This is a genomic window from Williamsia sp. DF01-3 (assembly GCF_023051145.1).
Taxonomy (GTDB): domain Bacteria; phylum Actinomycetota; class Actinomycetes; order Mycobacteriales; family Mycobacteriaceae; genus Williamsia.
Map to the genome: position 1 here is coordinate 3,353,249 of NZ_JALKFS010000005.1, position 19,623 is coordinate 3,372,871.

The 19,623-nt window shown below is 62.7% G+C and carries 17 protein-coding genes and 3 pseudogenes; 8 read left to right on the plus strand and 12 right to left on the minus strand.

All coding sequences use genetic code 11. The annotated features are described in order from the left end of the window. Positions 1-100 precede the first annotated feature (100 nt). From gcvH to secA2, 4 genes are all read right to left on the minus strand, one after another. Positions 101-505: a glycine cleavage system protein GcvH gene (gcvH, locus tag MVA47_RS17920; RefSeq protein WP_062798667.1), complete on the minus strand. Its 405-nt coding sequence runs from the start codon at positions 503-505 to the stop codon at positions 101-103. Positions 506-577: 72 nt separating this feature from the next. Further along, a complete protein-coding gene (locus MVA47_RS17925; RefSeq protein WP_247209041.1) occupies positions 578-1,210 on the minus strand; it encodes a CDP-alcohol phosphatidyltransferase family protein in 633 nt (210 codons plus the stop codon). A gap of 76 nt (positions 1,211-1,286) precedes the next feature. Further along, the gene (locus MVA47_RS17930) at positions 1,287-1,796 is read right to left on the minus strand and encodes a DinB family protein (RefSeq protein ID WP_247209043.1); all 510 of its coding nucleotides are present in this window, start codon (positions 1,794-1,796) and stop codon (positions 1,287-1,289) included. A gap of 167 nt (positions 1,797-1,963) precedes the next feature. After that, on the minus strand, positions 1,964-4,402 hold the full coding sequence (gene secA2 / locus MVA47_RS17935; protein ID WP_247210883.1) for an accessory Sec system translocase SecA2: 2,439 nt from the start codon (positions 4,400-4,402) through the stop codon (positions 1,964-1,966). 156 nt (positions 4,403-4,558) lie between these two features. Between secA2 and MVA47_RS17940 the strand changes: the two genes are divergently transcribed. Beyond that, positions 4,559-6,130 carry a hypothetical protein gene (locus tag MVA47_RS17940; RefSeq protein WP_247209045.1) on the plus strand — a complete coding sequence of 524 codons (1,572 nt, stop codon included), beginning with the start codon at positions 4,559-4,561 and terminating at the stop codon, positions 6,128-6,130. Between the two features lie 26 nt (positions 6,131-6,156). Here MVA47_RS17940 and MVA47_RS17945 read toward each other — a convergent pair whose 3' ends face one another. After that, positions 6,157-7,302 carry a hypothetical protein gene (locus MVA47_RS17945; protein ID WP_247209046.1) on the minus strand — a complete coding sequence of 382 codons (1,146 nt, stop codon included), beginning with the start codon at positions 7,300-7,302 and terminating at the stop codon, positions 6,157-6,159. A 53-nt stretch (positions 7,303-7,355) separates the two neighbouring features. Further along, positions 7,356-8,411, minus strand: coding sequence for an LLM class flavin-dependent oxidoreductase (locus tag MVA47_RS17950; RefSeq protein WP_247209048.1), 1,056 nt, complete (start codon positions 8,409-8,411; stop codon positions 7,356-7,358). Positions 8,412-8,526: 115 nt separating this feature from the next. Between MVA47_RS17950 and MVA47_RS17955 the strand changes: the two genes are divergently transcribed. Then, positions 8,527-9,162 (plus strand): LysE family translocator, encoded by a 636-nt coding sequence (locus tag MVA47_RS17955; protein ID WP_247209049.1) that lies wholly within the window; start codon positions 8,527-8,529, stop codon positions 9,160-9,162. Positions 9,163-9,229: 67 nt separating this feature from the next. Next, complete coding sequence (gene ppk2 / locus MVA47_RS17960; protein WP_247209050.1) at positions 9,230-10,072, plus strand: polyphosphate kinase 2; 843 nt, start codon at positions 9,230-9,232, stop codon at positions 10,070-10,072. 15 nt (positions 10,073-10,087) lie between these two features. On the opposite strand, the gene MVA47_RS17965 is transcribed toward ppk2, so the two are convergent. The 3 genes and pseudogenes from MVA47_RS17965 to fadD8 form a co-directional block, all read right to left on the minus strand. After that, entirely contained in the window at positions 10,088-10,516 is a 429-nt protein-coding gene (locus MVA47_RS17965; protein ID WP_247210884.1) for a VOC family protein, read from the minus strand. Positions 10,517-10,628: 112 nt separating this feature from the next. After that, positions 10,629-10,874: pseudogene (locus tag MVA47_RS17970) on the minus strand (helix-turn-helix transcriptional regulator); the annotation flags it as partial. 98 nt (positions 10,875-10,972) lie between these two features. Next, positions 10,973-12,597, minus strand: a pseudogene (gene fadD8 / locus MVA47_RS17975) (fatty-acid--CoA ligase FadD8). Between the two features lie 82 nt (positions 12,598-12,679). Between fadD8 and MVA47_RS17980 the strand changes: the two are divergent. The 3 genes and pseudogenes from MVA47_RS17980 (at position 12,680) to MVA47_RS17990 (ending at position 16,017) form a co-directional block, all read left to right on the plus strand. After that, positions 12,680-13,087, plus strand: a complete 408-nt coding sequence (locus MVA47_RS17980) for an NUDIX domain-containing protein (RefSeq protein ID WP_247209051.1) — start codon at positions 12,680-12,682, stop codon at positions 13,085-13,087. A gap of 108 nt (positions 13,088-13,195) precedes the next feature. Beyond that, on the plus strand, positions 13,196-13,726 hold the full coding sequence (locus tag MVA47_RS17985) for a GNAT family N-acetyltransferase (protein ID WP_247209053.1): 531 nt from the start codon (positions 13,196-13,198) through the stop codon (positions 13,724-13,726). Positions 13,727-13,844: 118 nt separating this feature from the next. Further along, positions 13,845-16,017 (plus strand): annotated as a pseudogene (locus MVA47_RS17990) (glutamine synthetase III). Positions 16,018-16,096: 79 nt separating this feature from the next. On the opposite strand, the gene bluB reads toward MVA47_RS17990, so the two are convergent. After that, complete coding sequence (bluB, locus tag MVA47_RS17995; protein WP_247209055.1) at positions 16,097-16,741, minus strand: 5,6-dimethylbenzimidazole synthase; 645 nt, start codon at positions 16,739-16,741, stop codon at positions 16,097-16,099. After that, the gene (locus MVA47_RS18000) at positions 16,738-17,616 is read right to left on the minus strand and encodes a LysR family transcriptional regulator (RefSeq protein ID WP_247209059.1); all 879 of its coding nucleotides are present in this window, start codon (positions 17,614-17,616) and stop codon (positions 16,738-16,740) included. The genes bluB and MVA47_RS18000 overlap by 4 nt, the downstream gene beginning before the upstream one ends. 99 nt (positions 17,617-17,715) lie before the next feature. Between MVA47_RS18000 and MVA47_RS18005 the strand changes: the two genes are divergently transcribed. Continuing rightward, positions 17,716-18,084, plus strand: coding sequence for a nuclear transport factor 2 family protein (locus MVA47_RS18005; RefSeq protein WP_247209061.1), 369 nt, complete (start codon positions 17,716-17,718; stop codon positions 18,082-18,084). Positions 18,085-18,087: 3 nt separating this feature from the next. On the opposite strand, the gene MVA47_RS18010 is transcribed toward MVA47_RS18005, so the two are convergent. Then, positions 18,088-18,711 carry a TetR/AcrR family transcriptional regulator gene (locus MVA47_RS18010; RefSeq protein ID WP_247209062.1) on the minus strand — a complete coding sequence of 208 codons (624 nt, stop codon included), beginning with the start codon at positions 18,709-18,711 and terminating at the stop codon, positions 18,088-18,090. 70 nt (positions 18,712-18,781) lie between these two features. Here MVA47_RS18010 and MVA47_RS18015 point away from each other — a divergent pair, with 70 nt between their 5' ends. Continuing rightward, on the plus strand, positions 18,782-19,621 hold the full coding sequence (locus tag MVA47_RS18015) for an alpha/beta fold hydrolase (RefSeq protein WP_247209063.1): 840 nt from the start codon (positions 18,782-18,784) through the stop codon (positions 19,619-19,621). The last annotated feature ends 2 nt before the right edge of the window (positions 19,622-19,623 follow it).

Sequence of the window (19,623 nt, forward strand, 5' to 3'; positions counted from 1 at the left end):
TTTGGGGAATTACCCGTGACCTAGACCGTACCCTGCCATCGGCCGCAGATGCATAAAGCTGCTGCATACAGTTCCCAAACCGACCCGTCACCGGGTTGCCCTATCCGGCAGTGACTTCGCGATATCCGGACGCATCGAGCATCTCACCCAACACGGCGTCGAGATCTGCGTCGTCACCAACGTTGATCTCCACCAACCAGCCCATGCCGTAGGGCTCGGAGTTGACCAGGTCAGGACTTGCTTCGAGCCGGTCGTTCACGTTGGTCACGACTCCGGCGAGCGGACCGAAGATGTCCGACACGCTCTTCGTCGACTCGACCTCGGCGAACGACTCCCCCACGACCACCTCGTCATCCACCGCGGGCAACTGAACGAAGACGACGTCGCCGAGCTGGTCCTGCGCGTAATCGGTGATCCCGACCCGAACGGTCGTGTCGGACACCTTTTTCACCCACTCGTGCTCGGTGGTGTAACGCAGATCGTCAGGAGTCTGCTTGTCGGTCACGTGTCACGCCTTCCGGTTAAGCATTCGCTTCGGGGGTTGAAGGGAGAATTTAGCGCACCATCGGTGTTCATCTCATCGGGGCGAGTTGTCTGGTGAGCTTTTCGCGTCATGCACGGGCGGCATCGTGCGCATCACCTGCACCACCTGTATCCAGTAGAGGACAAACGACCACAGGTACATGCCCGTGCCCCAGATCATGAAGGCCCATCCACACGGATAGAAGATGTCGCCTATGACCGAATCGAGTTGCCCGGCAAGGATCATCGGGAACCCGTACATCAGCGCGAACGTCGCTGCCTTGCCGATGTAGATCACAGGCAGGGCCGTGAGGCCGCGGCTGCGCAGCAGGGGCGCGCTCGCCAGCAAGAGGACGTCCCGGCCGATGAGTACACCGATCAGCCACCACGGCATGATCCCGCGGATCGCCAGGCCGATCGGTATGACCAGCATGTAGAGCCGATCGGCTGCGGGATCGAGGAGAGCGCCCAATCTGGACGACTGGTTCATGAGCCGGGCGATCTTGCCGTCCGCCCAGTCGGACAGCCCCGCGAAGAACAGGATCGCGAACGCCCAGCCGTCGGCTTCCTTCGCGAGCAGAACCCAGAGGAACACCGGCACCATCACGAGCCGAACGGCGCTGAGCAAGTTCGGAACGGTGAATATCCGATTCGTTTCCACAACCGGTTCCGGGCCGACTTCCTCCATGCGAACTACCCTGTCACATCCGCCGCATTCGGCGTTTCGCGGTTGTCCGGCGTTGCGGTGCCTGCGCTCGTTGTCGTCAGCGCCCGGTCTGACCGTCGATCAGCTCGCGCAAGATGTCGGCGTGACCCGCGTGGCGGCCCGTCTCCTCGATCATGTGGGTCAGAGCCCAACGAACGCTTGGCGCAGGACGTCCCGGCGCGGAACGTGGCAGACGTGCGGCGAGATCGGCACAGTCGTCGAGGACATCGTTCGCCGATTCGACGGCCTCCCGGTACCTGGCGATCACGTCATCGACGCTGTCCGATGCCTCGGCGGTGAAGGTCGACTGCCACCTGGTGACCGTCTCGCCGAGGAATGTCGCCCGTTCCACATGAACGAGATGGTTGAGCAGGCCGAGCAAGTTCGTTCCAGAAGGTACCGCGGCCGCCCGCACCTGCGGTTCGGGAGCGCCTTCCACCTTCGCGACGATCGAGGTCCTCAAGTAGTCGAGGAATCCTCTGAGTACCTCGACTTCGCTGCTACCGGTCCGGGGCGGCGGCGTGTCCCGACGACGCCTGACGCGACCGGACGAGCTCGTGGTCCCCATGGCCGGTTCCTCCGTTCGTCCGGCCATCCGCGACGTCGAACAGCCTGCCCTGGCCAGCCTTGCCCAGACGGCTCCGGCTGTCACGAAAACTTGCCGCATCGGCAAGAACGGCCCGGCACTCCGGCCACCGGACCCACGGGCCACCTTGCGCAGGCCCGCCCCGAGCGCTAGCGGAAGATGCCGATGATGCCCTGTAGCGCCTTTGCGCCACCGGAGCTGAACGGGCTGTCGTGCACCATGTACGTCCATGTGGTGGTCGAGCGGCGGAGGTCGGCCTGTTCCAGGTCGACACCGTCAGCAGTGATGACAGCTTCACGGAATGTCTTGCGAGCGTTGTCGACTGCTTCCCCGGGCAATCTGCCGAACTCATCGAGGATCAGCTTGTGGAATTCGTCGAGGGGGGACTCACGACCGAGTGAACGCAGGTGGATGCTGGCCCGGACGTCTGAGACGAATGCGAGGTGGTCGGCCCATGCGCGGTCGAGATGGAAGAGCATGATCTCGCGTGCGGCCTGCTCGAGGACGGCCGCGGGGACGGGTTCGGCTTTCTCGACCGGTACCGACGAATCAGACTCGACAGCGGTCTCAGCAGGTTCGTCGCCCACCGACTTCGTATCGGGAGCGTTGTCCGAATCGGCTGTCTCGGCCGGCTCGGAGGCCTCTCCGGTCAGTTCGCGGTACCGATCGCTTTCCAGGTCCTTCAGCTCTGTGAGAGCGGTGTCGGTCGTCAGCAGCTTCATGCGCCGCGCGATCACGATGTCGCGTTGCTGGTTCACCAGTTGGTTGTAACGCCAGGTGTTCGCATGCAGCTCGAGCATGACGCCCTCGGCCACCCGCTGTGCTTGCTCGATCAGGTCGACACCCTTGGAGCCCAGCGACCCGTCCTCGGACGAACTGACCGGGTCGCGTTTGAGGGTGAGGTTTCGCGTGACAACCGGATCCTCCACGCTCGAGAAGAACACCGAGCGGCCCGGATCCCCTTGTCGCCCAGCCCGGCCGCGCAACTGGTTGTCGAGTCGTTCGGTGTCGTGGCGACCGGTTCCGACCACGCAGAGGCCGCCGAGTTCGACCACTTCGTCCCGCTCGGACGTCGATTCGCCGTCCTTCTGGCCTGCGGAACCGCCGAGCTTGATGTCGGTGCCTCGCCCGGCCATCTGAGTCGACACGGTGACGGCATTCTTGGCACCGGCCTCAGCGATGATCTTGGCTTCTTCGGCATCGTTCTTGGCGTTGAGGACCACGCTCTGCACACCGGCCCGGCCGAGGAGGTGGGCGAGCTCTTCGGACTCCGCGACGTCGTGCGTACCGATCAGGATCGGCTGCCCGGTGTCGTGGATCTCCTTGACGAACTCGACGACGGCTTCGGCCTTGTTGGCCTTCGTGTCGTAGACCCGGTCGACCTCGTCGACGCGGATGTTCTTGGTGTTGGGTGGGATCTGGGACACGGCCAGGTGATAGAACTGCCGCAATTGCTCACCGGCCGCCAGCGCCGTGCCGGTCATCCCGCACACCTTCGGGTAACGCCCGATCAGCGCCTGAACGGTGATGGTGTCGATCACCTCGCCCGAATCGGTCTGCGCCAGGCCTTCTTTCAGTTCGACGGCTGCCTGCAGGCCATCAGGCCATCGCTGCAGCTGGGCGACTCGCCCACGCGAGGCGTTGATGAGGTGGACTCCCCCGTCGCGCACGATGTAGTGCACGTCGCGTTCGAGCAGGATGTGTGCGTGCATCGCCACGTTGACGTGCACGAGCGTGGTACCCACATGCTCTTCGTCGTACAGGTTGATGCCACCGAGCTCTTGCTCGATGAACGCCGCACCCTCGTCGGTCAGGTAGACGTTCCTGCCCTCGGCATCGATTTCATAGTGCGTCTTCTTCAACTTGCCGACAGCATCGTGGATGGGTTTGTCGGGCACGTCACCGGTGGTCGCACCGGCGAGGATCAGCGGCACGAGCGCTTCGTCGACGAGCACCGAGTCGGCCTCGTCGATGATCGCCACGTCCGGTTTCGGCGATACGAGGTCTTCCGCCCGGGTGGCGAGCTGATCACGCAGTACGTCGAAACCCACCTCGTTGACCGAACCGTAGGTGATGTCGGTGTCGTAGGCGGCCTTGCGCTCCTCGCGCGTGGAGTTCTCGGACACCGCCGACGACGAGATGGCGAACTGGTCGAAGAGAGGCTTCATCCACTCCGCGTCACGAGTGGCGAGGTAGTCGTTCACCGAGACCACGTGCACCCGATGCCCTTGCAGCACATAGCCGATCGCGGCGATTGCACCGGCCAAGGTCTTGCCTTCACCGGTGGCCATCTCGATGATGTCGCCCTCGAGCAGCCGAAGTGCACCCTGCAGCTGTACGTCGAACGGCCGCATGTCCAGCGCCCGATCTCCGGCTTCACGGACCAGCGCCAGGAAACGGGCCCGGTCCTCCCCCTCGGGGTCGGTGATGTCGAGCTTCTCCGCCTCGGTGGCGAAGTTCTCGTCGCTCAGCTCCGCCGCCCATGAGTCATGGTCACCGGACTTCTTGATCAAGGTCAGAGACTTCGACTGGTTGCGCGAAGACTGCGCTCCCAGCAGTCGCCACATGTTGTTCGTGAGCTTTCCCACCGAGCCGTACTCCCGTCCATCTGCAAAAGTGCCGTGCTCCACCGTACGCGGAGTGCGTCCGCGGGATACCGTACGCGGCAGGCTTCCCGAGCGATCAGACTCTGCCACTTTCGCGCTGGTCACGGGAGCAATATGATTCCGTCCCGGAGGTGGCCAATGAGCTCGGATCGCGGTTCCGATCGGTCCAGACCGCCGGCAGTCAGGTTCGCGGTTCGCGCAGCGGTCGCCGGCGCGGTGCTGGGATGCGCGGTCGGTCTCGGCGCGTACAACAACTGGCTCGTCTCGCTCTTGGTGGGCGTTCCGTTGATGGTCACCGCGCTTGTCATCTCGCCGCGTCCCCGCCGGATCGACGGAATGCTGAAGGCAGGGCAGTCCCGCAAACAGATCCCGGTGACGATCGAGGCACTGACCAGGTCAAGCCTCGACGCGTCGGATGTGCAGCCCACACTTGTGACGGCAACCATCTCACCGCCCAACGACACCGACTATCGCGCGCGGTGGCTCACGGCGATGCCCAAGCCGGTCGCCGCAACCGTCCTGCAGGACGCCGAGACCACACTCCCCTCTACCCTGATCCCGCCTCGTCCCGACACCTCGCTGTCCTACGACGTAGGTATCGCGCCAGGTAAGGCCACAGAGTTCGGTAATCACCCGCCGAAGTCCACGCTGCTGCAACCACTGATCACCGTCCTCGTGGCGGTTGCACTGTTCGTCGGTGTCGGCGATGGATGGCACATCTCGGTGTCACTGCCGGATGCAGGGATCTCATCCATCTCAGTCGAAGAGACCGAACCGACCTACGATCCCCAGCAGCAGATCGACAACTTGCTCCGGCAGATTCGAACTCTGGGACCGAATGCCGAGAACAGCATTCTCAGTCTTCGCATCACGCACGACGGTTACGACAGCGCATCCGTGCTCGACCGAAGAACCGGCGAAAGCATCGATATCGATTTTTCGGCGGCCAGCGAGAGGTGGGCGCCAGTCGAGCGCAACACGACGGACCTCCGCGCTCCGCGCACCTTCCGTTCGGACGATCTGGCGCGAATGCCATTCACCGCGATCCGGGATGAAATGAACGCGGTTGTTCCGGAGAAGTCTCGCTCCTTCCAAACCATGACGGTGGCTCGCTCCGGCGATGATCAACCCGTCCTGGCGACGGCCGACTTCGGCGAGGAAATCGAGGACAAGGTCGACATTCAGGCGAACACCGACGGAGTTGTCGCAACCTGGTTCAACCCGGGCGACTTCCAGACTTCCGTGACTCTCGCCGCGGAGATGTTGGCCGAGGCCGGTATCCCGACGGACCAGCCGATTCTCAATAGGTTCGAGATCCGTGGGGATCCGGACTCGGCGACGATCTCGGCTGGAGACATACAGAATTCCGGCGGAGTACTCGTGGAGTACACCGACCTCAAATCGAGCGGATCGCTGAGCCGGGCACCCGGCCACTTCCCTTCGCTGCGTATTTACAGCGAGAACAAGTCCGGTCGGCTGCGTACGGGTTCTTTCGCTTTCACCGAGGTGTCGGCGGCCACTTTCGATCAAGTGCGCAATGACGCGATGCGGCGCGGGAACGTCGACACGTTCGACCGCGACCTCGTGGACATCGAGGCTTCGTATCGGTACGTACTCGACGAGTATCAAACGGTCATCTCGATCAAGTCCGGACCTGACCCGACCGAGGAGATCTACTCCCTTGACGGCCAGTACATCGCACCGAAGTAGCCCCGCGACACGGCATTTGCCAGCGCCTACTCCGCCTCTAAAGCCCTTCGCCGTCCCGCATCGATTTCCTCTATCGCCTGCGGCTGTGGATGAAGGCTGCCGCGGTCGGTCAGGTCGGTGACGATCTGCTTGATCTGGTTCAGGTACTCGGCCTGCTGATCGCCCTGGACGTTTCGCGCATTCTCCAGCAGCGACAACGCAACCGTTAGCTCCTTCTGGTCGTTCACCTCGAGTAACCCTGTACCCACCGCGCGCCCATATTTCTCACATTCGACCCACGCCTTACGCAGGTCGATGACCGCCTGCTGATACTCGTCGGCACGATCGATGTTGACCGGGAACCGCTCGGTCCGCAGATCCTGCGCGTGACTCAGCGCCATATGAAAGAGTTCGACCGTGTCGACCGACACGTCGGTGACAGCTGGGAACCGGAGGAGCAGTTCGGGCTCGAGTTCGTACTGGGCGTAGTCCGCCAGCACATCGTCGTGTTGTTTGATTGCCGCCTGCCACAACCGTTTTGCGGCTTCCTCGCTGTCGGCGTTCGCGATGCGCGGGATCAACCGGCCAGGCGGGGGCTGTGCAGGTTGATAACCCGGCTCTGCCGCTGCGGGTTTGGCGAGGTCACCTGTGGCCTTACCCACCCTGACCGTGCGCTTGGCGGGCTGATGTGCGCGGAGGCGGGCGACCACCTCCGCCGCGGCCGGGTCCGACTCGATCGCCGCGACCTGCCACTCCTGATCCGGGTTGCTCGCGAACCGCAGACGCAGGTACCGGCAGCCTCGGACGTGGAACTGATCAGCGCGCGACGACCGGGCGACAGATGTGTCGGTTGCCAGCTCCGAACTCTGTTTGACCGACAGCAGCGAGTCCAGCGGAAAGGAGTGCAGCGTGGAGTCGGCATTGCCGAAGTGAACCATTTCATTGTCCACGGTGATCATCACGGCCGGCAGGTCACGGATGCGGCCCAACGCCGCCAGCAGCAGGCCCAGCCCCAATGTCACGATGACGATGAGACCGGTTGTCATCGGCGGGGCATCGACGATCGTCAGTGCGACCAACTCCAGCAGCGAGGCGATCACGAGCGCGCTCGCAGCTGTTGCGAGCCGTTCGTGAGTCGTACTGCGGTACTCGGTTCGGCACGTGACCGATGCGGGACCGGAACTGCTCGCCACGTCTTGCCTCCTACGGTGCGCCGCACTGCTCGCGACGCTTACACCGCGGGACTTTACCTCTGATCGGACAAGGCCTCGCGAACAATCGGGGCGACCTTCTCGCCGTACAGTTCGATGCTTCGCATCTTGGCTTCATGGGACAGGGTGCCGTTGCCGTACTTCATGTCGAAACGGGTGACCTTCAGTGCCCGCACATTCTGAATGATCTTCGCAGCAACGGTGTCCGGGGAACCCACATACAACGAACCGTCCGGGCCTGCCGCCTGCTCGAACTGACCGCGTGTCGTCGCCGGCCATCCTCGTTCCCGGCCGATCCGGTTCATCTGATCGCGGTAATGGGGCCACAGTTCTTCACGGGCCTGTTCGTCACTGTCGGAGACATGACCCGGCGAGTGCATTGCCACCGGCAACTCGGAATGCCCGAACTCGGTCAGCGCCCGATGGTAGAGGTCGACGAACGGTTCGAACCGGGCCGGTTCACCGCCGATGATGGCCAGCACCAACGGTATTCCGTATCGCGCCGCGCGTACCACCGACTCCGGCGAGCCACCGACACCGATCCAGGTGGTCAACCCTCCCTTCGCGGTTTTCGGGAACACCTCCTGGCCGGTCAGGGGCGCCCGGTGCCCACCGTTCCAGGTGATCGGGCCCTCTGATCGCAGCTCGGCGAACAGATCCAGTTTCTCGGAGAACAACTCCTCGTACTGCGCGAGGTCGTAGCCGAACAACGGGAACGATTCGGTGAACGAGCCGCGCCCCAGGATGACCTCCGCCCGGCCACCGGAGATCGCGTCGAGAGTGGCGAAGCGCTGGTACACGCGGATCGGATCATCTGAGCTCAGTACGGTCACAGCTGTTCCCAGACGGATGGAGTCTGTCTTGGCCGCAATTGCGGCCAAGACCACCTCAGGCGCTGAGACGGCGAAATCCTCTCGGTGATGCTCACCGACACCGAAAAAGTCCAACCCCACCTTGTCGGCGAGGACCCCTTCTGCGACCACATCACGGATGACCTGGTCGTACGAGAGTGGTTCACCATCCGGACCGGCAGTGCGATCGCCGAATGTGTCCAGGCCGAGTTCCACGGCCGACGATTTTGTTATGGGCATCGAGGTGTCCTTCTTCCTTCGCGGTCACGTGGGCAACCACATCAAGGCTCCGAAGATTCCCGCGGTCTTCAGAACGCGCCTGCCAACGGGTTGACATCGGTGGTTCAGTGAAACAGTGGTTCCTCTACCCAATCTGCTTGCATTCATCGTCGCCGCAGTTGTGCTGATCGCCGTCCCGGGGCCCAGTGTGCTGTTTGTTGTCGGACGTTCAATCGCCTATGGCAGGCGAGTCGGGCTCCTGAGCGTGCTCGGCAACACCATGGGTCTGATCCCTCAGATCGCGGCTGTCGCGCTGGGCATCGGCGCCGTGGTGGCCGCGTCCGCAACCATGTTCATGATCATCAAATCAGCCGGTGCTGTGTACCTGATTTATTTGGGGGTCCAAGCGATCCGTCATCGCCACCGCATCCACGCGGGCGCCGGTCCCGGCGGCGAAGTGACGACAAGGCGCGTTGTGACACAGGGCTTCACGGTTGGCCTCACCAATCCGAAGGCTCTGGTGTTCCTGGCAGCGGTGCTACCCCAATTCGTCGAACCGGGCTCGGGCGCCCCCGGCTTTCAGATGTTTGTCCTGGGGGCGATCTTTCTCGTGATCGGGTTGATCTGCGACAGCGCATGGGCGATGATCGCATCGGTCGCCCGCTCCTGGTTCACCGATTCACCCCGGCGGCAAGCACAGGTGAGCGCAACGGGCGGTTTGATGATGATCGGGTTGGGCGGCACCCTGGCGTTGTCCGGCAACAAGGTCTGAGCCGGATCGATCAGCCCGGTGGTTCACAATCGCTGACGACGCGCTTGCAACCCAGTAGGCTCCCTCCATGGGAAAGAAGGACAGCGGTAAGAAGAGCAAGGCCCACAAGATCCCCAAAGATGTCTATGAGGCCGAACTCTTTCGCTTGCAATCCGAGTTCGTGAAATTGCAAGAGTGGGTGAAGGACACCGGTACCCGGGTCGTGGTGATCTTCGAGGGCCGTGACGCGGCCGGCAAGGGCGGCACGATCAAGCGCATCACCGAATATCTGTCGCCCCGAGTTGTCCGTGTGACCGCATTGCCCGCACCCACCGACCGCGAGCGCGGCCAGTGGTACTACCAGCGATACATCGCACACCTGCCGGCGCCCGGCGAGATCACCATCTTCGACCGGTCTTGGTACAACCGGGCAGGCGTGGAGAAAGTGATGGGCTTCTGCACACCCACGGAGCATTCTCTGTTCCTGCGTCAAACGCCCATCTTCGAACAAATGCTCCTCGACGACGGCATCATCCTCCGCAAGTACTGGTTCTCGGTGTCCGACGACGAGCAGCTCCGGCGATTCCGGTCACGGCTCAATGATCCTGTGCGGCAATGGAAACTAAGTCCGATGGATCTGGAATCGGTGTACCGCTGGGAGGATTACTCTCGCGCGAAGGACGAGATGATGGTCCACACCGACACCCCGAACAGCCCCTGGTACGTGGTCGAATCGGACGTCAAGAAACACGCTCGGTTGAACATGATGTCGCATCTGTTGTCCACGATCGACTATCACGAGGTGAAGAAACCGAAGGTCGACTTGCCCGAGAAGCCGATCGACACCGGGACTTATCAACGACCTCCTCGCGAACTGGCGACCTACGTACCCAACCACGTGTCCGAACTGATCGGCGACGTCGAGACCTGATGCGGCAGAGGTCGTCTATGTCACGTAGACCTCGGTCGGCTGGGTCAACCGGATGCTGTTCCCGGATGGGTCCCTGAACCCGGCGTCGATCCCATACGGCCTTCGCTCGGGTACCTCGGTGAACTCAACCCCGCGGGTGGCGAGCTTCTCGTACTCCGACTGGCAATCGTCAGTGGTGAGAAACACCGTCCCCGCGAAACCCTTGGTGACAAGCGCGAGAATCTCGTCGTGCGTGGACTCGCTCACCATCGGTGGTGCCGGAATGGCCATCAGGATGATGGCCACATCGTCTTGCCCCGGTGGCGCCACGGTCAGCCAACGGAACCCACCCAGCTCCGGCACGGTGGCGTCGGACCGCACCTCCATACCCAACTGGTCGGTGTAGAACTTCAGCGCGATGTCTTGATCGTGAACCCAGATCTGCGCTCCAGCGATTCTCATGATGAACTCCTGTGTTCGAGTGGGATTTACACAGTCGACGCTAACGCCGCGTTACCGGTCGAGTCTTCTCCCCGCGTGCTGTTCGTCGACTGGCCCGATCTCCAGGATTCGGTTGCTACAGCCGACTGTCGGGCGCGGGACGACTGCACGTACGAACGACGCACGCGGGCACCATCGCTCGGTCGGCTGCGGCAGGCAGACTGGCCCGATAACGGGCCGGCGTGAGTCCGTAAGTTCGCTTGAAGCTCGTGGTGAAAGACCCGACACTGCGCAAACCGACGGCCACACATACATCTGCCACCGAATAGTCGGTGTCACGCAGCAGGGCCGCAGCGCGTTCGAGCCGACGCGTCTGCAGGTAGGGTGCTCCGAAGACCGAACCGCCCAGACGGGCCGTGCCCCTTGATCACCCGGTTCTCACGGCGATACGTGTAGGAATTGCCGCTGCACGCACCTCGACTACCCGACAGAGCGGTCGCTGTCGCTCCAGTACTGCTTGCGCAACGCTTTCTTGTCCGGTTTACCCAAGGCGGTCAACGGCAGGGCGTCGGCGACGATGATCTGTTTCGGCGACTGGACCGCACCCTTGCGCTCCTTGACCGCGTCCTGGATCTCGGCCGTCATCCGCGCGATCGACGATTCATCCGTGGGCGCATCGGTCCGCAGCACCACGATCGCGGTCACCGCTTCACCCCACTTCTCGTCGGGAACTCCGATCACGCCGACCTGCGCAACCGAAGGATGTTCGGCGACAACATCTTCCACTTCGCGGGGGAAGACATTGAACCCACCCGTGACGATCATGTCCTTGGTGCGATCGACGATGAACCAGAAGCCGTCCTCGTCTTCTCTGGCGACATCTCCGGTGCGAAGCCAGCCGTCTCGAAATGCTTCTGCCGTTGCTTCGGGTAGCCCCCAATAGCCACCCGCCAACAGCGGACCGGCCACGCAGATCTCCCCGGGCTCCCCTACCGCGACCGGCTTGTCGTCTTCACCCAGAAGGGCGGTGCGCAAGAACGCGGACGGACGGCCGCAACTGGACAGCCGCTTTTCATCGTGGGCGTCCTTGGGCAGGTAGCTGATCACCATCGGTGCTTCGGACTGTCCGTAGTACTGCGCGAAGATCGGACCGAAGCGTTCGATGGCCTCGGCCAGCCGAACCGGGTTGATCGCGGATGCTCCGTAGTAGACGGTCTCCAGCGACGACAGGTCGCGCGTGTGCGAGTCGGGATGGTCCATCAAGGCGTACAGCATCGATGGCACCAGCATGGTGGCGGTGATCTTCTGTTCTTCGATGGTGCGCAGCACCTCGGCCGGATCGAACTTCGGCAACACCACCATCGAGCCGCCCTTCATCAGGGTCGGTACGAAGAACGCAGCCCCGGCATGCGACAGCGGGGTGCACATCAGGAACTTCGGGTGCTCTGGCCATTCCCACTCTGAGAGCTGAATCTGCGTCATCGTGGACATTGCCGAAGCAGTCCCGATGACTCCCTTCGGCTTTCCGGTTGTGCCACCGGTGTAGGTGATCGACACGATGTGATCGGGGGAAGATCAGCTGCTTTGAGAGGCTTGGCCTCGAACCGCTGCGATTCAGCGATCACATCGCGGGCGACCTCCGAGAGTTCAGATGGAACCGGGCCCAGCGTGAGCACCTGCTTGAGACTGTCGACACGCTCGAGGAGTGCGGCCGCACGCTCGACGAACATCGGCACCGGGTCGATCACCAGGGTGGTGATCTGCGCGTCGCTCAGCACATATGCATGGTCGTCGAGCGATCCGAGCGGATGCAGAGCACTGCGTCGCCAACCCTGGGTTTGTCCCGCTCCGATGACCAACAGGACCTCTGGGCGGTTGAGAGCCAACAGGCCGACCGCACTGCCCGATCCGGCACCGAGTGATTCGAACGCCTGGGTGTACTTGCTGATCTGCTCGGCCATCTGCCCCCCGGTGAGGGTGGTGTCGCCCAAGAACAAAACCGGTTCGTTCGCATGGCGACGCAGCGCCGCGACCATGAGGTGGCCCAGGTGGGTGCCGCCGCGCAGATGGTCGAAATCGGTGGGGGTATCCGCAGAAACTGTCATGTCGTCAGACTAGAACGTGTTACAGATTTGGGGAAGTTCTTCACCGAAACCGCCGGTATCGGCGTCGTGGTAAAAATGCGCGGTGCCTGTATCGGACCAACAGACCTTGACCGTGGCGGCCGTGTGCTTCTCCGACGACCACCAGAGAATCCTCACCGTGCGCAAGTCAGACACACGGATGTTCATGTTCCCAGGCGGCAAACTCGAAGCCGGCGAGGACGCGACCGCTGCCGCGATCCGCGAGGTGGACGAGGAGATCGGGATTCGGCTCACTGCTGACGACCTGATGCTCGTGGGCACCTTCCGGGCACCCGCGGCCAACGAGACCGACACCATGATCTCCGCCACGGTCTTCAGCTCACGACTTCCCGCAATCCCCATCGCCTCGGCGGAAATCGCCGAACTGCGGTGGGTCCACCGCACTGATACCGGCGCAGATCTGGCACCGCTGCTGCGCGATCACGTCTTCCCGGTGATGAACGCGCGCTGAGATGTTGTGCAGGCGCCACGACCCGGCCTGTCCAGCGCGCGTTCGACCGCTCACCCGGCGGCCGCTAATTCGTTTGACCGTCCCTCGTGTTGCGCACATGCTGGACGAGTGCGGTTCCGCCCGATCGAGCGTCACGATCTACCTCTGATCCAGCGATGGCTGGAACAGCCGCACGTGGCGAGATTCTGGAACCACGACACGTCCGACGCGGCAGTAGAGCGGGACTTCGGTGGCAGCATCACGGGAACGGAACCGTGCGAGGTCTTCATCGTGATACACGATGGCGCGCCGATCGGTCTGATCCAGCGGTATCTGTTCTCCGCCTACCCCGAGGAGCTCGTCGAGATGCAAACCCTGGTCTCCGTACCTCCGAACGCTTTGTCTGTCGACTACTTCATAGGTGTCCCCGATCTCACCGGCCAGGGCTTGGGTACTGCCATGATCCGCGAGATGGTCGACAAATCATGGGTTGATCATCCGTCGTCCGACACGATCATCGTTCCGGTTGCGGTGGCCAACCCCGCTTCGTGGCGAGCTTTGCTCGCTGCCGGCTTCACTCAGATCGCGACCGGGTATCTCACACCGGACAATCCCATCGACGACGGTCAACACCACGTGTTCAGAACGGACCGGCCCTAGCCGGGCGCTTCTCATCGTCACAGCGACGAAATGAGCCCGTTATAGATCATTCGTAGGGTTCGCAGGTCAGGGCTTTCCCAGAACAAGGTGGAGAGTCCGTGCCTGAAGGGTCTAACACATGAGTGGAAACAACATCCGGCTTGCCGCGATCACTGCGGTCGAGGCGTACACGCCGCCTCCCCCAGCTTCGACACGGCCGAGGCTCCCGGAGACATCTTCGGCGAGAACGTGTTCAACAAATCGGTCATGCTCAAACGCCTGCCGAAAAATGTCTACAAGTCCGTCATGGCGACGATCGAAAAAGGGACCACATTGGATCCCGCGATCGCCGACGCCGTCGCATCAGCGATGAAGGATTGGGCGCTGGAGAAGGGCGCGACACATTACGCTCACGTTTTCTATCCCCTGACTGGCCTGACCGCGGAGAAGCACGACAGCTTCCTCGAGCCGGCGAGCGACGGTTCGACACTCGCAGAGTTCCAGGGCAAGACACTCATCCAGGGTGAGCCCGATGCGTCGAGCTTCCCCAACGGCGGACTTCGCAACACTTTCGAGGCACGCGGGTACACCGGCTGGGATGTGACCAGTCCGGCATACGTACTGGAGAACCCGAACGGCAACACTCTCTGCATCCCAACGGTTTTCGTCTCGATGACGGGCGAGGCCTTGGATCACAAGACCCCGCTCCTCCGCTCACAGCAGGCGATGGGCAAGCACGCCGAGCGTGTGCTCCGGCTGTTCGGGCACTCGAACCCGGGCCACATCGTGGCCTTCTGCGGGCCCGAGCAGGAGTACTTCCTGGTGGATCGACACTTCTTTCTCGCGCGTCCCGACCTGATCAATGCCGGTCGGACATTGTTCGGCACCAAGCCGCCCAAGGGCCAGGAGTTCGACGACCACTACTTCGGTGCCATCCCCGAGCGGGTCCTCGGATTCATGATGGACACCGAACGTGAACTGTTCAAACTCGGGATCCCTGCCAAGACCCGGCACAACGAGGTGGCGCCAGGGCAGTTCGAGATCGCGCCGATGTTCGAACGGGGCAACATCGCGGCCGACCATCAGCAGCTCCTCATGACAACCTTCAAGACCGTTGCCAAGAAGCACGGCATGGAGTGCCTGTTCCACGAGAAGCCGTTCGAAGGCGTGAACGGTTCGGGCAAGCATGTGAACTTCTCGCTCGGCAACGACAAGTTCGGCAGCCTCCTGGTTCCAGGGGACACTCCTCATGAGAACGCGCAATTCCTGGTCTTCTGTGCGGCTGTCATCCGCGCCGTACACCTGCACGCAGGGCTGCTTCGGGTCTCGGTCGCCTCGGCCACCAACGACCATCGTCTCGGCGCCAACGAGGCGCCGCCGCCATCGTCTCGATCTTCCTCGGTGAGCAGCTGGCCGATGTGTTCGAGCAGATCGCCAAGGGCGAGGCCACCTCGTCAAAGGGCAAGGGCACCATGATCATCGGCGTGGACACCCTCCCGGTGCTGCCGACCGATCCGGGCGATCGGAACCGCACCAGCTCCTTCGCCTTCACCGGGAATCGCTTCGAGTTCAGGGCGCCGGGCTCGATGCAGACGATCAGCGAACCCATGGTCGTCCTGAACACCATCATGGCCGACTCGCTGGACCACTGCGCGACCGTTCTCGAGGAAGCGGTCAAGGAAGGTGTCCAGTTCGACACCGCCGTCCAAAAGCTGCTCACCGACATCATCACCGAACACGGCGCCGTGGTGTTCAACGGCGACGGCTATTCCGACACGTGGCCGATCGAAGCTGAGTCCCGCGGTCTGCCGAATCTGAAAACCACCGTCGACGCATTGCCAGAACTGATCTCTGCCAAGTCGATCGAACTCTTCTCCAAGTACGGCGTGTTCAACGAGCGCGAGATGCACAGCCGTTACGAGATCGGCTTGGAGCATTACACCCTGACGATCGGGGTCGAGGCCAAGCTCACCCTCGAGATCGGCTCGACCCTGGTGCTACCGGCGGCGGTCAGGTACCAGACAGAATTGGCGACCAACGTCGGAGCGTTGAAAGCGGCAGGCGTCGAAGCCGATCTCACACTCCTCAACGCACTGTCCGAACCGCTTGCAGCACTGACGAGCGGTTTGACGCAACTCAAGGAGGCTCTGGCGACACACGTCGAGGGAAGCTACGAAGAAGCGGTGCACGCCAAGGACACACTGCTACCCGCCATGGACGCGGTGCGCGAAGCCGCCGACCAGATCGAGGCGCAGATCGCAGATGATCTCTGGCCGCTGCCGACCTACCAGGAGATGCTCTACATCCTGTAGATCAACCAGTTCCAGCAAGTTGTGACTCGAACAGAATCGTCGCCCCCATTCGGGGCGACAATTCTGTCTTCAAAACCGCTCAGCTCCAGCGGTTTTCGGTGACGAACTCCGAGATCGGCCGACCGTGTGCCCAATCATCGATCTCCAGGGCCGGCCTGTCGGGGAAATCGGGAACTGGTCCGAGACAGAGCACTGCGACCGGCTCGGCGCCGGGCGGCAGGGCGAGAAGATCGCCGAGGACCTCAGGATCGAACAGCGACACCCACCCCATCCCGAGACCTTCCGCCCGGGCGGCCAACCACATGTTCTGGATGGCACAGGACACCGAGGCGAGGTCCATTCTCGGCATCGTTCGACGCCCGAAAATGTGCCGGTCGCGGTCGTCGCCGAGTGCCACGACCAGCAGTTCGGCACAATCGAGAACACCTTCGACCTTCAGCTGAAGGAACTCGTCCGACCGCTCCCCCAACGCCTCCGCAGTCCGACACCGTTCTTCGTCGACGATGTCGCGGATCTTCCGGCGCAGCATGTTGTCGGTGATGCGCAGGAATCGCCAGGGCTGCATCAGCCCCACACTCGGGGCCGCATGGGCAGCCTGCAGGAGCCGCGTCAGGACTTCCTCGGGCACCACCGAATCGGGAACGAACCGCCGCATGTCTCGTCGTTCGCCGATGGCCCGGTACACGGATGCTCGTTCGGAGTCGGCGAAAGCGTGCGGATTCACAGCGCGAATGCCTCCTCGAGTTCGGGCACCAGCGCACGAACGGCCGGGCCGGCGGACTCGGGCCAGACGACAGCCAGCAGTGCGGGATCAGGTAGACCGGCAAGGGGAACAACGGTGAGTCGATCACGATGATCGTCCGCCATCGACATGCTCAGTATGCCGATTCCGAGTCCCCTGGCTGCCAGTTCCACGATGGCGTCCGGTGCACTTGCCTCCAGCGCGATCACCGGTTCCACACCGTGAGCAAGACATGCTCGGTCGAATGCTGTTCTCAGACCGGTCCCCGCAGGCATGGCGATGATGCGTTGGTCGGCGATGTCGTTCACACTCAAGCTTTTCCGCCTGTCCAACGAGTGGCCCACAGGCACCATCGCACACAGACCTTCACTCATGATCGTCATCGAGTTGAGCCCGGACGGAAGACTACCGGCCGCACCGATCAGAGCGAGATCGATTGTTCCACTGCGTACTTCACCGACCATCAGGTCCGATGAGCTCTCGCGCAACATCACCTCCACCCCGGGATGCGATCGATGGAACTTCTCCAAGGCGGCAAACAACGGCGTGATGGTGCAACCGGTCACCATGCCGATGGTGAGGTGGCCGCGCAGCAAACCCGCCACCTCGTCGACAGCCTGTTCCACTCCCGCAGCCGCAGCCAGCGCATGCCGAGCCGGTTCGAGTGCCGCACGCCCAGCCGGCGTCAGCCGCACCACCCGACTGGAGCGGTCGAACAATTCGCAGTTCAGCTCCTTCTCGAGCTGCCGGATCTGTGCGCTCACCCCGGATTGACTGATGTGAACCCGTTCTGCCGCACGCGTGAAGTTCGATTCGTCAGCCACCGCGACGAAGTACTCGAGTTGACGTAGCTCCATATCCAGTAATTCTAGTTCGCAGAAGAACAATCTGTTGGACTTCTTGAACGGCGGACGTGAGGCTTAAATCAGTCACATACCGACCAACGAGGAGACATTGTGCCGAATCGAGAACGGGCGCTGCGCCCTGAGGACCTGACCCGGCTGTTCGTCGAACGCTGCAACGCAGGCGACGCGGAGGGGGTGGCATTGCTCTACGAAGACGACGCTGTCATGGCCTATCCCCCGGGCGAGCAGACCGTTGGTCGCGCGGCCATCCAGGCGTTGTGGGAGAAGGTGCTGACCTCGCGGCCACAGTTCGAACCCGAGGCGCCGCTGCCGACTCTCATCAGCGGAGACATCGCCTTGACGTCAACACCACCCCGAGACGGGTCAGGCGCACGAGCACAGGTGGTGCGCCGTCAACCCGACGGCAGCTGGCTCAGGCTGCTCGACCAACCGGAGTTCGTCCCGCCGTCTGCCGATTGACCTCTAACCGGCCAGCGGTCCGCGCGGATCGACGAGCAGTGTCACCTGAGCGGCGAACCAGCGACACCACAGAGCACCGCTCCAGCGCTGTTCGTCGACCAACATCAGCCACACCCGCCGGGACGCCATCGTCCACACCGCATCGACGATGAGCGTCTCGGGTTCGGCGTCAAGGATCAGCGACAGCGCAAAGCCGACTTCGTTGTGACGGGTGCGTTCGCGCTGGGCGAGCCGCGAAGCCGCCTCGGCATCGGTGACAGCCGCCTGATCGAGCACGGCCTGGATGACCGCTGACCGTTCGTGCGCACCGCAGAGCCATCGTGCCCCGGCCGCTATTCGCGCGTGCCGATCGCCGACGCCCATCGCGCGATACTCGGGCATCTCTCGAACTGGGATAGCCCGACCATCAGAGAGCGCACGATCGATACACGCGTCGAGCAGCGCCAACTTCGATTCGAATTGGGAGTAGACCGTCTGACGCGTGACTCCTGCGGCAGCAGCAACTTTCGCCATCGTGGTGGGCACCCACCCTTCCTCGACGAACATCGCGTGCGCCGCTGCCACGACTGCGCGTCGCTTTTCTTGAGCTCGTTCTGCGCGTACCTCCGACGAGTATGTGCGGACCATTCGATCAGCCTATATTCATTTGACTTTACGCGCTGTAATCTCAATTGGACCGATCAACGAGGAGCTTCCCATGGCCATTGCCGAAATCACGTCGACTGTCCCCACCAGCCTGGGTGGCCTGCACGTCCGCGCAGTGGGAAATGGTCCACCCGCGGTGTTGTGGCACAGCATGTTCGTGGACTCGTCGAGCTGGGACCGAGTGCTGCCCACCCTCGCCGAACACCGGCGTCTTTTTCTCGTCGACGCCCCCTCGTCTGGTAAGAGCGACGCCCTGGTTCGGCCCACCGACATCGCAGCCTGCGCCTCTGCAGCAGCTGAGCTGATGACGTCGCTGGTCGAAGACCTCGGCGGACCAGTCGACTGGCTCGGCAACGCATGGGGAGGGCATGTCGGAATGCACTTGGCCGCAACACGTCCTGATCTGGTCCGCACTCTCACCGCGATCAGCGCACCGACGAATCCGATCAGCAAGCCGTTGCGTCTGAAGGTCCGCGCCCTCGCTCCGCTGTACCGCATGTTCGGTCCTCGGGGGTTACCGCGCAAGGCGATCGAAGAGACACTGTTCACCGACCGGACACGGGCGACCGATACAGAAGCGGTCGCCTTGCTCAGGTCTTCGATGCGTCGAGTGACGAACGCAGCGATGGTGAATGCGATCGAAACCGCGATTCTCGATCGAACCGACCTGACGTGGGCGGTAAACAAAATCGACTGTCCGACTCTGTTCGTCACCACTGATGACCGAGGCGAATGGACGCCCGCAGAGGCCAGAGCAGTCGCGGCAACGATGACCGATGCGCGCGAGGTCACCGTCAGGGGTGCCCGCGTGATCCCGGCGATCGAACAGCCCGCGGCCCTGTCCACGGCAATTGTCGAGTTTTGGAATGAGCAGCGCGACAACGTCGTCTGACG